Genomic DNA, 15743 nt, shown 5'->3' on the forward strand with positions numbered 1-15743 from the left:
TTTCAGGACTCGGTCATGAAGAAAACGAAGACACGCTGCAAGTTCATCCCTGAACGCTCGACCTCGTCATCCCTGACGAGGACGGTCTTCTTATTTCTTCACAACCGAGTCCAATAGATAGTGCTCTTATTGAGTCAAAGTCTTAGGTATGTGGATAACCTTAAAGCCCTTTTATCAACTTCACGGCCTGCTCAGTATCCAAGGCGTCGTCGTCAATCTGGTTAATAATGTCTTCCAAAGACTCAAAATCCGCCTTCACATCAATGGTGACAGGGGCTGGCTGAGCCTCGAAAGCATTGTCAGACCAGTAAACTTCTTTCGCAAATGGGTAGGTTGGCAAACTCATTCGGTTAGGATTTTTCCCACCATAAAGTTTTTGCCAGCGAACATCCAGTCCTTTTACCCACATATCGACTAATTTTGTGAGTTTTTTGCGTGCAATCCACTTATCAACCGCTTCCTGCATGTCTTCATCCTGGCTAATAATGCTCATACCATCGGCATTTAACTTCACCTGCCCCTGATACATATCAGCAACATCTTTCTTGCCATAAACAAAGCCACTCAACTTCTCAGCCAAATCATCAACACTGGAAACGATAAAGCCCAAACGCTCTTCCATCGCTTCACGGCCAATTTGCAAGGTATACGCCATGGAACGAATGTTGATATCACCGATTGCCGCATCCCCTTCCGGCTGACCTTCCTGAGCCTTGCGAATGAAATCCAGCAAATCACTGGCTTTTTGCTGCAACTGCTCAGCAGACTTTGCCGACAACGGAATAATGAACTGCTCATTCGCTGCAACAGGCTCAACAACAGCTTGTGCCACAGGTTGATACTCCTGAATAATCACGTGCGCATTAGAACCACCCGCACCGAAAGACGATACGCCAGCAATACGAGGCACTTCTTTGCCATCAACCTTCGGACGTTCCCAATCTTTCAACGTCTGATTAACAATGAACGGCGTGCTTTCAAAGTCGATATTCGGGTTCAAACGTGCAGAGTGCAGCGAAGGTACAATCTTCTTATGCTTCAATTGCAGCAACACTTTAGTCACACCCGACACACCCGCCGCCGCTTCACAGTGACCCACGTTCGACTTGGTAGAACCAATCAAACAATACTGCTTGTCTTTGGTGTACTTGCTGTAAGCCTGAACCAAAGCCGCAATCTCGATGGGGTCACCCAGCTTGGTGCCCGTACCGTGTGCTTCGATGTAGCTAACATGGCGAGGATCGACATTGGCATCTTTTAATGCGCGCCCAATCACCGCCGCCTGCGCAACCGGGTTAGGTACAGAGTAACCATTGGTCTTACCGCCGTGGTTCAAAGCACTGCCTTTAATCAAGCCATAAATGTGATGACCATCACGCTCAGCTTCCGACAAGCGCTTCAGTACCAACACACCCACGCCTTCGCCTGGAATGTAACCGTCGCCACCTTCACCGAAGCTTTGGCAATGACCGTCATTAGAGATGAACTGACCCGCACTTAACATGGTGTACTTGTCGGCACGAATGCTCACGTTCACACCACCTGCGATAGCTAAATCGGTGCGACCAGTACGCAAATCCTGACAAGCCAAATGCAACGAGGTCAACGACGATGAACACATGGTGTCAACCTGCATACTCGGGCCATGCAGGTTCATGATGTAAGACACTCGGTTCGCCACCGTTGCCAAACTACCTGCCAACTTGTACTCACCGTAGGTCACACCTACATACACGCCCACCTGACCTTTCAAATCATCTTCAGAAGGAATTTGCAGGGTTTCGCGAGTGTAGCCCGCGTCTTCAATCGCCATCCACGCATGTTGTAAGAACAAGCGCTCTTGTGGATCCATAATCTCGGCTTCAACCGGAGAAATGTTGAAGAACAAGGGATCGAACTCATCAACACCCTTGATAAAGCCACCCCACTTACTGAAATGGCGGCCTTTCTGAGTGCGATCGTCGGTATAATGCACTTCCCAATCCCAACGATCTTTCGGTACTTCTTCTACGCAATCTTTACCGTCGCGTAGATTCATCCAGTATTCTTCCACATTGATGGATTGCGGATAACGTCCCGCCAAGCCCACTACTGCGATAGGTTCTTTGCTCAAACCAGTGCCGCCCATTTCGCTGCGCTGACGGTTGCCTCTTCTGCCTTTGCTCATGGCAACAGGAGCAGTCGTTGCAGTGCTTGTCAATGAACCCGCTGGCGCAGCTGGAGCCATCGCAACAGGTGCCGCACCCGATTGTGGAGCGAACATCTGCATAAGCTGTTCTACATAAGTATCAATCAAGAATTCACTTAACTGACGAATGGTTTGATATTCATAGAACAATGTCTTGGACAAGGTGCCGAAGGTTTTCTCCAACTGCGCCGTTAAGTCCATCGACATAATGGAATCAATACCGTATTTCTCTAATGCTGCTTGCGGGTCGATCTTGCTGGCAGGCATCTTCAACACTTCAGAGAATTCACCGCACAGGAAGCTGTCGGTTTTCTCTAACAGAGCTTCTGGAGAAAGAGCCTCTTGTGCCGGAGCCGGTGCCGCAACCACAGGCGCAGCAGCAACTACTGGTGCTGCGACTACTTCCGGTTCATCAGTCACAATGCTTGCAGTCTGGCGCAGTTTCGCCAGATTACCTTCCAGCACAATGGTCTGATTACGTTGCAACGTTAAGCTTCTGTATAGCGCCTGCATACCGGTTTCGGTCTGCATCATGCGCATACCCGTGGTTTGCTGCAACATCTCATGAGTGGCTTCATCAACATGCATGCCGCCCTCAGCCCATAACGGCCAGTTAATCGACAAGCTATGACCCTGACGCTTACCGGCTTTAACCAGGTTATTACGGTAAACCGCAAACTGATCCATAAAGCCGTTCGCTGACGCGTAATCCACCTGTCCTACGTTACCGATTGGCGATGCCACCGATGAGAAGAACAGCATGAAATCTAACGCCATGTCTTTCGTGGCTTCATCCAGATTCACAGAACCTGTTACTTTCGGCGCTAATACACTGTGGAATTCATCGCTTGGTTTTTTCACCAGATAGTTGTCGCGCACCATGCCCGCACTATGGATAACCCCATTGAGCTGACCATACTGCTTGGCAACATCGACTAGCGCTTGCTTGGTCTGAGCTGCATCGGCCAAGTCCAGCTTGATGTAACTCAATTGCCCTTCACTTGCATTCAGTTCGGTTTGTAACTGTTCAACGGTCGCTTTTACTTTGTCATTCAAGTCAGAACGACCGGTGAAAATTACTTTCGCATTGCTGGTTTGCGCCAAAATCTCTTTCGCGAACACCACGCCTAAACCGCCCAAGCCACCAGTGATAACGTAAACACCCTTGTCTTTAAATGCAATTTGAGCCTTGCCGTCATCGTCTAATCCCGCAGTGGCATCAAACTCCTGCCAGCGAGACACGTAACGACCATCAGACTTATGATTCACAATGACATCTTTGGCAGCCGCGATATCAGCGCTTAATTGAGCAGCCAAATCATCCGCAGAGGCTGATTCCTCAACCAACACGATTTGACCTGCGTATTTTGGATTCTCTAATTGAATCGACTGCAACATGCCGGTTAAACCCACCAGCAATGCGCCTTCGTCTGTATTAGGTGCCACGATTTGAATCAGTGTTTTGCCTTTCGGCTTGCTGTTAACTATGTCTTTAATGGCTTCGAAGCAAGCTAATGCATAGGCTTCGTAACGGGCAGCAACACTTGCATTAAGAAGGTCTCCGTTTGCCTTGGCTTTTACTTCTACCGCAGTGCCATTTTCCAGCTTGGCACTTAAGTCTTTAGCGGATGCTTTCACACCACATAACAGTGCGAATTGTTGACCAAAAGCACTGCTTCCAGAAGATGCAGGAGCCAGCTCCCACTCTGGTGTAGCCAACAATCTGCCCATACCCGGCGCTTGTGCTTGAGTCATGCTCAAATCCGGATTCAGTGCCGTAGTCGCCACACCCGCAATTTGCGCACACATCAAGCCTTGAGCATCGGTTAAGTCAATACTGACCAAACCAGAAGCATCACGTTTCACCAAGGCAAACATATCGCCAGAGCAAGGTGTCATTACCTTCAAGCTATTCAGAGATAACAAGGTTTGTGGCGTACTTGCACCGTTAGTACTCAATAGAGCAAACAGTGCCTGCATTGCGCCTTCCATTACACTGGGGTGCAACTGGAAGTCAGATTGATTATCAGCAATCACAGCAGGAATATGTAATTGAGCCAGAGCTTGATTGTCACCTAGCAGGACTTCTGTCACAGCTTGATATGCAGCGGCATAGCTAACGCCTTGCGCTGAGTATGCAGCTTGTAACTGAGCAGCGCTCATTACGCCCGCTGTCATTTGTGCTTTTAAGGCTGCGATATCCAAACGAGGCACACCGCCCTGCAAAGCTTCAAAACTGGCGCTACCGTAAGCATGAATACTTTCTTCAGACTTAGAGCCGTCGTTAACTTTAGCGTCGTCTTCACGCTCGCTATACACTTCAAATTCAACCTTGCTATCGCCTGCGGCAAACAGTGCAATATTCATCGCCAGTTCGTTATCAAGAGCGACAGGTTGTGCAAAGTGACTTTGTTGCAAGCAAATAATGCTGCCTTCCGGCTTATTCGGTACCGCCATTTCAATAGCCGCGCGCGCCATTTCCATGAAGCTGACCACAGGAAGCAATTTGAAGGTGCCAGAACCCGACACATCCACTTGCTGATGGGCAATAAAGAATTCGTCACCGGTAAAGGTTGAGCTGTAGCACTGTTGGCTTAAATCTGAGGTATTGCGATGCAACATTGGGTGCAGTGCATCAACTGCCAATTTACCTGCCTTGCCTGCTGCAACCGTTTCTTCTTTGTCGATCCAGTAACGCTCTCTGGCGAACGGATAAACCGGTAAACCAATGCGTTGTGGTTTAGTGTCGCCGTATAGCTTGTCCCAACCAAAATCAACGCCTTTCACCCAGAATTCCAACAGTTTGGAGATCTGGTTCTTAGCTAACCATTTCTCGAAGACAGTTTGCTTCATATCTTCGTCGTGATTAATGATGTTGGCATCTTTGCCAGACAAGACTTTGCCACGGAACACATCGCCTTTAGCCTTACCCGACTCAAGGAATTGTTCCAGCTTGCTTGCCAAATCTTCCAACGAACTGGCCATTACACCCAAACGCTCTTCCATTGGTTCACGACCGGTTTGCAAGGTGTAAGACACAGCTTCGATAGTCAGATCGTTCTGATGTTGTGGATGACGGATAAAATCAATCAACCACTGAGCACGCTCATTCAACTGTTCTGGCGTTTTCGCAGACAACGGCACGATTAATTTGCCGTTTTCTGTCATCACCTGAACCGCAGGTTTACTCGCTTGCTCTGTGTACTCAGCCACAACAACGTGGGCGTTAGTACCACCAAAACCAAAGGAGCTGATAGCCGCACGACGACGCTCGTTAGGTGCAACATTCCAGTCTTGTAGCTTTGTATTGATAAAGAACGGCGAGTTCTTGATACCAATATGTTCGTTTTGTTGTTCAAAGTTAATGGTCGGTGGCAACTGCTTGTGTTGCAACGACAGCATTAACTTGATGAAGCCCGACACACCCGCCGCCGTCAAACAGTGACCGATGTTGCTCTTCAATGAACCTAATGCACAGTAGGCTTTCTTGTCGGTGAACGGCTTGAAGGAAGACACCAAGCCTTCAACTTCAATGGGGTCACCTAGCTTGGTGCCTGTACCGTGAGCTTCAATCAACTGAATATCAGCCGGGTTAATATCGAAGCGTTCATACACTTCTCTTTCCAGACGCGCTTGCGACACAGGGTTTGGCGCAGTAATACCGTTGGTCTTACCGTCCTGATTCACACCCCAGCCTTGTACCACGCCGTAGATCTTGTCGTTGTCGCGCTCGGCATCAGCCAAACGTTTCAGCAATACCACACCCACAGCTTCACCGGCGACAAAGCCGTTAGCGCGTTGGTCGAAGGTAAAGCAGCGACCATCTTTGGATAACATGGCGGTTTGCGAACATTTCACCAGCATGTCTGGGCCAGCCATCACATACACACCACCCGCCAATACCAAGTCGCTTGCACCCGTATTCAAACTGTCACAGGCTTGAGAAATTGCGACCAGTGATGATGAACAGGCGGTATCCAATGAGATACACGGGCCTTGCAGGTTCAGGAAGTAAGAAATACGAGCTGCCAATACCGAAGCGGCATCGCCGGTAAAGCCTTGCGCGTTTAACTGTTGCTCACGCGTTTGCAAACGGTAGTCGCCGTTAGCCACACCCACAAACACACCGGTTAAGCTGCCAGATAAATCTTGAGCGTTGTAACCCGCATGTTCGATGCCGTTCCAGCATGCTTCCAGGAACAGGCGTTGTTGCGGATCCATGCTCAATGCTTCATTGGGAGAGATATTAAAGAATAAAGGATCGAACTTGTCGTAATCGTCGAGTTTACCCAGCCATTTACAGTAGGTTTTACCCGAAGCTGGCTCACCTTCCTGATAATAACGATCCATATCCCAGCGTGCGTTATCCACTTCAGTAATACAGTTCACGCCGTTGGCAATATTGTCCCAGAATTCTTCCAGGTTTTTCGCTTTCGGGAACTGACCTGCCATACCGATAACAGCAATGTCTGTATTTCTATTCTGGTTCGCGCTAACGCGCATTGCAGAACCATCTTTACTGCGCCAGCTAGTTAGTTGACGAGAATTAGCCAACGGCAAGCTTACAGGTGCAGCAGCAGAAGCTACAGTCACTGGCGCGGCTTGAGACGGAGCAGTTTGAGTAGGTGCTGTTTGAGTAGGCGCAGTATTGCCCATCAAACGAGGCGCATCGGTTTCTTGAGCTGGCGCTTGCGTTTGTGCAGGGGCAACAGTCGCTTGCACCACGGATGCTTGAACAGAGCCCGCACGAATCGCTTCATCCAACACATATTGGCTCATCTGCGCCAAGGTTGGATAGCTGTAGACCTTGGTCGCTTCAATGTCGGTGGCATACTCGGCATTGATGCTGTTAATCCAGGTGACGCCCGAGATTGAATCCAGGCCCAAATCAATAAACTGGGTATCGTTTTCAATTTCGTCTTCTTCAATGCGCAGCTCTTGTGCCAACAAGGTTTTCAGCTTGGCACTGATAACCGGTAGCTGGTCTGTAGACGCCACGGTTTGAGCAACAGGCGCAGCTTGTACCGCAGGCGCTTGAACTGGCGCTGCTACAGGAGCAGATACAGGAGCTTGTACTGTAGCAACTTGAATAGCGCCAGAACGAATCGCTTCTTCCAGCACATATTGGCTCATCTGCGCTAATGTTGGATAGCTGTAAACCTTGGTCGCTTCAATGTCGGTGGCATATTCAGCATTAATGCTGTTAATCCAGGTCACGCCAGAAATCGAATCCAAGCCTAAATCAATAAACTGGGTATCGCTTTCGATTTCATCTTCTTCGATACGTAGCTCTTGTGCCAACAAGGTTTTCAGCTTGGCTGCGATGATTGGAAGCTGATCTTCACTGACTTGAGTTGCTTGAGCTGAGACAGGCACTGCAACTGGCGCAGCTAATTGAACAGAAGCCGCTGGCGCGCTAACTGGAGCAGAATCGCCCATCAATTTAGGTGCTTCAGTCGCAACCGCTGGTGCACTCTCAACAGCCGCAACAGAACCAGTACCTGACGCTTCATCACGTACATAAGCACTTAACTGCGCTAATGTTGGATAGCTGTAGACCTTGGTCGCTTCAATCTCAGTACCGTAGTGCTCATTGATCTTGTTGATCCAGGTGACACCAGAAATGGAATCCAGACCCAAATCAATAAACTGGGTATCGTTTTCAATTTCGTCTTCTTCAATACGCAGTTCTTGTGCTAACAAGGTACGCAGGTTGTCGATGATGCTGTCTAGCGCATCTACCGCAACTGTCGCGCTTGCGGCAGTTACCGGTGCCGGAGCAGCTAATTGAACCTGCGCTTGAGGTGTGGCTAATTGAGGAGCACTGTTGCCCATCAACTTGGGAGCATCAGAAGCTTCAGCCACAACAGTCGCTGCAACAGAAGCACCGCCAATGTTCTCGGCTTGCTCTTTCACAAAGGCACTCAGCTGCTTCAAGGTTGGGTAGGTATACACCTTGGTCGCTTCAATTTCAGTGCCGTATTGCTCGTTGATCTTGTTGATCCAGGTCACACCCGAAATCGAATCCAGACCCAAATCAATAAACTGGGTATCTGATTCAACCTCGTCTTCTTCCAAACGCAGTTCCGACGCCAGCAAGGTACGCAATACTGCTTCGACATCGCTCACCGAACCCACACCTTTTGCTTGTGGCGCAGGAGCTGATATTGGAGCAGCTTCTGCAACAGGAGCAAGTGCAACAGGTTTAGCGGTTTCTGTCGCTTGCGCTGTTTCTGTCGCCTGCGCTGTTTGAACCGCTTGAGTATTAGAACCTTGGGCATGGGCAAATGTGTTTTCGATGGTACTCAGGGTTTCTTCCTGACCCACGAAGGTTTGCTCGTGCATATCCACTTCGCGCTTGTAGGTATCTTCCAACGGTGCATGGATATGTTGAGTTAATTGTTGTTTCAAGCCGATTAAGCTATGGCGTGGAGCCTTGGCAATCTGATGTGCCAATTCCAGCGCTTTATCAAGCACTTCGCCTCTACGTAAAACCGGCGTTAACAGGTTTCTGGCCTGTAAATCTCTGCCCATGTTTTGCTGGGCAGTTAACAGGGTTTCACGCGCCAGGTCGTAACCGACTTTTTCAGGCATCACGAAAGTAGAACCCGCGCCCGGAGTAAAGCGATAACCCATGTAAGGGCTGCGATACGCACTTTCTTCGCTGAACAAAACCAAATCGGCGTACATGCCCATTGCCCAACCCGCGCCGATACCATGACCTTGCATGGCAGCAACCACAGGAAGCTTACACTTCAACGGCAATTTGTAGATGGTTACGTCGGTAAACTTGGTCTTACCTTCCTGAATATCACGCAGGTTGGTGATAGTGCCGCCAGCGGCAAAATAGTTGTCATAACCCGTCAACACCACGGCTTTATAGGCAGGATGTTGTTCAATATGCTCAAAGACTTCGTACATGCCTTCAATGATCTCGTTTGAGAACATGTTCTTGGCTTCACGGTCTTGCATATGGACTTCAACCACACCGTCTGGGTGAGCGGTTGCGGTAATCACACTGGACTTTAATTCAACTGCGGTGGCTTGTTTCGGCAGTTCACCTTGCTCGCTCTCAGAAGCAGCCCAGGCAGGCATTGCAGCAACACGCGCTTTCAAATCAGCCGCACTTGCTGCTTTCCAGCCACTTAACGCAGCCGTTGGCAATAATGCCCAGGACTTGGCAATGGTTAGAGCTTCGTCTTGAACCTTGTCTTTGGCAACAACATGCAAAGCCGGCACTTTGGCAAGCAGTTCAGCACCTGTGTACTGAGCACCCGTTAACAGCGCTTCGGCACCATAGTATTTGCCTAAATGACGGGTAAAGGTCGCGCTCACCCATTGGCTTAGCGCTGCGTCTTGAGCAATTGCACCGGCACTTAATGTTGCGCTGTCGCTATACACCACAGCATCGGCGCTTTGCGCCATTAACCAGGCAGCGTTTTGTGCATTGCCGTCAATCGCCGCAACTACTGGCAACTTGCTGTTCACCAACAAGGTATGCAAGGCTTTCCAATCTGCGGCACTGCCGTTATCCGACAAGAATCCTGCGAAGTCACTGGCTAGCACAATGGCCTTGAAGTTGGCTTTTTCAGCTTGAGTTAACAGGGTTTTCAGTGCTTTGGTCAGGCTGCCTATAGCCGCCTTGCTATCATTAGCAATCTTGACTGTCAGCACATTATCGGTGGCATCCACAGCAAGGAATTTAGATTTGCTGGAAACGTTACCGACGGCTTTATCTTCGCTGACAGTCAGAACGTCAGTGGCTACCAGATCCTGCGCTTTGGCTTGAATGAAACGGGCTAAGTGCTGTTTCAACAAGGTCAATGACAACTGCGACATACCCGCCAAGGTATTGGCTAATTGGCTGGCGAACTTCTCGACTTTTTCAGCCGGGAAGATAGGGCAGCTCCAACCTTTATTCAATAAGGCTTGCCCGGTTACCGATGTATCAACATGCAATAAGTCACGAGCATGCACCGCGCCCAAGCGTTCAACCAACAAGGCTTCTTCTGCGGCAGTGGCAAATAAACCCTGCTCGGCATTAGTGAATTGGAATGTGGCTGCATCGTTCAGGATCATGAAGTCGCTTAGAGCAGCAAGCAGGAAGCCCGCGCCAGAAGCATTGCCCTGAACTTCAGTGACCACAGGATATGGGAACTCAGCAACAGCTTTAATCAAGCCCGCTTCAAGCGCTGCATTTAGCTGTGCTCTGTCACCATGTAAGAAGTTTTCTTTAGCACCTTTTAATAGCAGAGTACGCAGACTGTCTTTCTTCTGCGCCACTTGCAAGGCATGGGTCAGTTGAGCGATAAGCTCATCAGTGAGTTGGTTGCCAATCTTGTCGGCATGGATCTCAATTGAGAACAGGCCATTACCGTGATCATATAAATCTACGTATGACTCAACCGCAACAGATTGACTTTCCGTTGAATCTGAACCAGAACCAGAACCAGAACCAGCAACCGATGCAACAACCGCATTCAAATCTTGCAGTTGCACGGTAGGTTTCGGCAACATCGCCAAAAACTCAGCGGCGACGGATTTAGCCGGATCTAACAAACTCACATTGTCTGGCTTGGTTAATACCACATCAGCAAAGGCTAAAGCAGCACTCGCACCGGAAGACATCAAAGGCACTTTACGTGGCTTGTCAAAAGGCGCTGGTTGTACTGGCTCTTGTTTAGAAGAAGAACTTGCAGCAGAAACTGGCGCTGCGGCAGCCGTCGATGCTAATAACACTTTAGGAATGCCACCCGGCGCAGCCGTGACAGCCATTGGCGCAGCACTTGTTGAAGTCAATTTAACAGGTGCCGCTTGTGCTACAGCCATTGCTGGAGCAGGTGCTGTGGTCGCAGGTGCAGCTGCTTGTTGTACAGGCTGTGCTGGTGTAGCTTGCGCTGCTTGTTCGAATAGCGCCGCTTGCTCAAATAAAACACCGCGAATTTGCACACAAACATTACCCGCAGGATCACACAAATCAATGTCTAATCCCGCTGTTCCCGGACGCATCCAGGCCAGCATTTCTTTCTGGCAAGGCGCAATCACCAACGCCGAGTCAATGCCGTAAGCAATGGCTTTATCCACACCGCCCATCAAATTAGTGGCGATCTGTAATGCTTTATCCAACAGATTAGGATGCAGCTGGAACAAGCTTTCGCTGGCTTCCAAAGCAGAAGGCAAGCTTAAGTAGGCGAGAAGCTGATTGCCATTTTGGAATACGGTCGATACCACTTCAGTATCGTTGCTGTCAGCCAGCTTATAAGCGCCAGACTGATTACCCACTTGCGCTTTCAGTTGCCCCAAATCCAATGAAATCTGAGCCACATCATGCACAATATGGGCATGCCCTTGAGCGTAAATCGTGTCTTCTGTGTTTGCGCCATTTTCAGCGTAAATCTCGTAGTCAACCTGATCCGCTTTAGCGCCCGCAAAAAGTGCAATCGACACCGCTTTACCCGGTTCAACCAAGGCAGGTTGAGACCACATCAGGTTGCGCAACTCAATAGAACCCGCTTTCGCATTTGGCGATGCCATGCTGGCAGCCGCGCGAGCCATTTCGGCATAAGCCGCTACAGGCAACACGCTTTGTCCATTGTGTTGGGTCAGGAAGAACTCATCGCCATTTAAAATGGTAGCGTAGCTTTGTTGAGCCAAATCCGAAGTATTGGCGTGCAATAATGGATGCAAGACTGCTGTTTTCGCACCTTCGCCCGCACCTTCAGTCGGCAAGCCCGCAACCACTTGAGCGGTTTCAGGCATCTCAATCCAGTATCGCTCTTGAGCAAATGGATAAGTCGGCAAGCTCATGAAGTGAGGCTTGAACTCACCATAGAAAGCGTTCCAGTCGATATCCAGACCCAACACCCACTTGCCAGCTAATTCCGCAAGCTCGCCGTCGGCAATCCAGTTATCCACTTTGTTTTGATAATCCGCGTCATCAGTGAAGGCCAACAAGGCATCTTTGCTGCGTTTAACGCTGGCACGCGCTGTCGCTTTTTCACTGGCGACGAACGCCTTTAATTGCGCGTGTAAATCTGCAACAGACTCAACCACAAAGGCCACACGCTCATCCATGCCTTCCCTACCCGCTTGCAGCGTGTAAGCCAAAGACAGGAAGTTAATATTGTCAGCACCTTGGCTGTTAATGAAGGCAATCAAATCCTCAGCACGCGCAACCAATTGCTTGGCAACACGAGCAGATAACGGGATCAGGACTTTGCTTGCACCGTCGATCAAGGCGGCATTTTGTGCCGCTTCCAAATAACTCGCTGACGGAATGTATTCTTGCATCAAGACATGAGCATTCGAACCACCCGCACCAAACGAAGAAATACCCGCAATACGCGGAATAGTCTTGCCATCAATTTCAGGTTGTTTCCAGTCAGTTAGCGTCTGGTTAACAATGAATGGGCTGGCAGCGAAATCAATATGAGGATTCAGCACTTTGGAATGCAATGAAGGTACAATTTTCTTGTGCTTCATTTGCAGCAAGACTTTGGTCACACCAGCGATACCCGCGGCGGATTCGCAGTGACCCAGGTTAGACTTGGCAGAACCTAACAAACAGAATTGCTTGTCTTGCGTGAAGGGTTCAAATGAACGATTCAGAGCAGCAATTTCAATGGGGTCACCCAGTTTTGTACCCGTACCGTGTGCTTCAATGTAGCTGATATGGCGAGCATCAATGCCGGTTTCTTCCAACGCTCGGCTAATAGTGGCAGCCTGTGCTTTCGGGTTAGGTACACTGTATCCGTTAGTTTTACCGCCGTGATTCAAGGCGCTACCACGGATCAAACCGTAAATATGGTTGCCGTCCCGTTCCGCTTCAGAAAGGCGTTTCAGTACCGCTGCACCGACACCCTCACCCGGAATATAACCGTCGCCACCTTCACCAAAGCTTTGGCAATGACCGTCACTGGAAATGAACTGTCCAGCCGATAACATCAGGTATTTGTTGGCGTGAACACTCACGTTCACACCACCAGCAATGGCCAAATCAGTACGACCAGATTTCAGATCCAGACACGCAATGTGCAAAGAGGTCAGAGACGATGAACACATGGTGTCCAGCGTCATGCTGGGGCCATGCAAGTTCAGGAAGTAAGACACACGGTTGGAGATATTAGCGTAGCTACCTGCAATGCCGACACGCTTGCCTTTCAAGCTGGATTCAGCACCGTATAGCTGATATTCGCTATACATCATGCCAACATAAACACCCACCTGCCCCGGCAAATCGTTCTTGGCGTTAATTTGCAGGCTGTCGCGCGTGTAACCCGCGTCTTCGACTGCCATCCACGCATGCTGTAAGAACAAACGCTCTTGCGGATCCATATTGTCCGCTTCACGAGGCACGATATTGAAGAAACGAGGATCGAATTCATCTACACCCGCAATAAAGCCACCCCACTTACTGTAGTGATGACCCGGCTTGGTACGATCTTCGGTGTAATACTCTTGCCAATCCCAACGGTTCTTGGGCACTTCGGTAACGCAGTCTTTTCCGTCACGTAAATTCGCCCAGTATTCGTCAAGATTAGGCGATTCAGGATAACGACCACTCAAACCGATAATGGCAATAGGTTCTGCACTTAAGGTGCCCGCTTTTTCAGAACCGGAAGCAGAGGTAGTCGTTGCGCTAGCAGGTTTAACCGGGCTTGCCGATTTAACCAATGGCACTATGCTGCGACGCTTACGGCGTCCAGACACCAAGGCACTGGCTGATTTGCCAGAACCAGAAGCCGCAGGCTTACTGGCGGTATCTGCCGCTTTGCTTTCTGGTGCAGCCTGACCAAACATGCTGTTCAGTTTTTCAGCCTGAGCCTTAACAAAATATTCCGCCAATTCCTGAATAGACTGATATTCAAAGAACAAGGTTTTAGACAATGAACCAAAGGTTTTTTCCAACTGATTGGTCAGGTTCATCGACAAAATCGAGTCAATACCATAGTGCTCCAACGGCGCTTTGGGGTCGATTTTGTTTTCCGGTAACTTCAAGACTGCCGAAAACTGTGAACGCAGATAATCTTTGGTTTTATCCAGTAAGTTGCCCGCATCGACACTGCTACTAACAGGTGCAGCTTCGGCTTTCTTCTTGGCTGGTTCTGCTTTTTTCGGCTCTTCCGGCTTGGCTTTACGCGCTTGCTCAGCAACCAACGCTCGGTGCATTTTTGCCAAATCGCCGTACATCACCAAGGTTTGAGTATGGTGTAAGTCCAACGCACGGTAGAAGGCTTCCATACCTGTACTGGTAGACATTGGCTGCATACCCGTGGCTTTTTCAATGGCATCACGGCTGACTTCATCAATGCTCATGCCGCCATCCGTCCACAACGGCCAGTTAATGGAAATGGTGTGCCCTTTACGCTCACCGTCATACATTAACTGGGTACGATAAGCGGCAAATTGATCCATAAAGCCGTTCGCCGCTGCATAATCAGATTGCCCCAGATTACCCATCCAGGAAGCAACGGAAGAAAACAGGGCGATAAAGTCCAGATTCAAGCCCATAGTCGCTTGATCCAGATTCACAGTACCCGATACTTTAGGAATTAAAACCTGATTAAACTCCACCTTGGTTTTCTTCAAGATGAAGTTATCCATATTCATGCCCGCACTGTGCAGAATACCGGTAAGCTGTTTGTGATCAGCAACGATCTCGTCAATGACCTGTTTTACCTTATCCTGACTGGACAGATCCATTTGGCGATATTCTACGCGGTTGGAACCGTCACCAAACTTGTCGATTTTCGCTTGCTTGGCAGGCGTAATTTCAGAACGTCCGGTCAGGATCACGCGTGCTTTGGTTGTCTGTTTCAGGATTTCTTTGGCAAACAAACGGCCTAATCCACCCAAGCCGCCGGTGATCAGGTAAACACCATGATCCTTGAATGCGATGTGTGGGTTATGGCGGCCATCGGGAATCGCTTGCCAATGAATGATCTTGCGGCCTTCGTCAGAATACTTAACCACAGTCTCATGGGTACGCGACTGATTTACTTTCAGCAAACGCGCTAACTCATTGGTATTAATGCCTGGTGCAGTGAGGATAACCTGCCCAACGAAGTTAGGGTTTTCCTGACTGGCAGATTTAAATAATGCCGCCATACCCGCAAACAGGTTTTGCTCTTCCGATGCGGCAATAACAATCTGTACCAGCACCTTGCCATCCGGTTTGCTCTTCAGAATTTTCTGGATCAGCTCAAAGGCACCCACCGCATATTCACGGTAACGCTTGCCCACATCATCAGTCTGTGAGCTCAGCTGCACACTCTTGCTTTGCACATCGGTGGTGTTGAGCTGCGTGTCCAACTGCTGCGCTTGTACATTAGGAATGTCACACAAGATAAAGTGACGGTGCGCAAAGTTGGTCGGGCTCGCCGTGGCAATATCTTCATCCGACACGGACTTCCACACAGGTTGTGCCAATAGTGCGCCATTACCCTGATCCTGTTCCGCTGTTTTGTGAGCTTTGATTTTTTCAATGGCTTGCTCACGGGTCAGTTTACCCTCAGCTAAATCGCGGTAAATTTGTTCTAATTTTTTCATGGCTTCA

The 15743-nt window shown here is 49.3% G+C and carries 1 protein-coding gene; it reads right to left on the minus strand.

What is annotated here, in order from left to right; all coding sequences use genetic code 11:
* Positions 1-160: 160 nt before the first annotated feature.
* A complete protein-coding gene (locus tag KIH87_RS12100) occupies positions 161-15736 on the minus strand; it encodes an SDR family NAD(P)-dependent oxidoreductase (RefSeq protein ID WP_232358124.1) in 15576 nt (5191 codons plus the stop codon).
* Positions 15737-15743 lie beyond the last annotated feature (7 nt).

Source organism: Paraneptunicella aestuarii (assembly GCF_019900845.1).
Taxonomy (GTDB): Bacteria; Pseudomonadota; Gammaproteobacteria; order Enterobacterales; family Alteromonadaceae; genus Paraneptunicella; species Paraneptunicella aestuarii.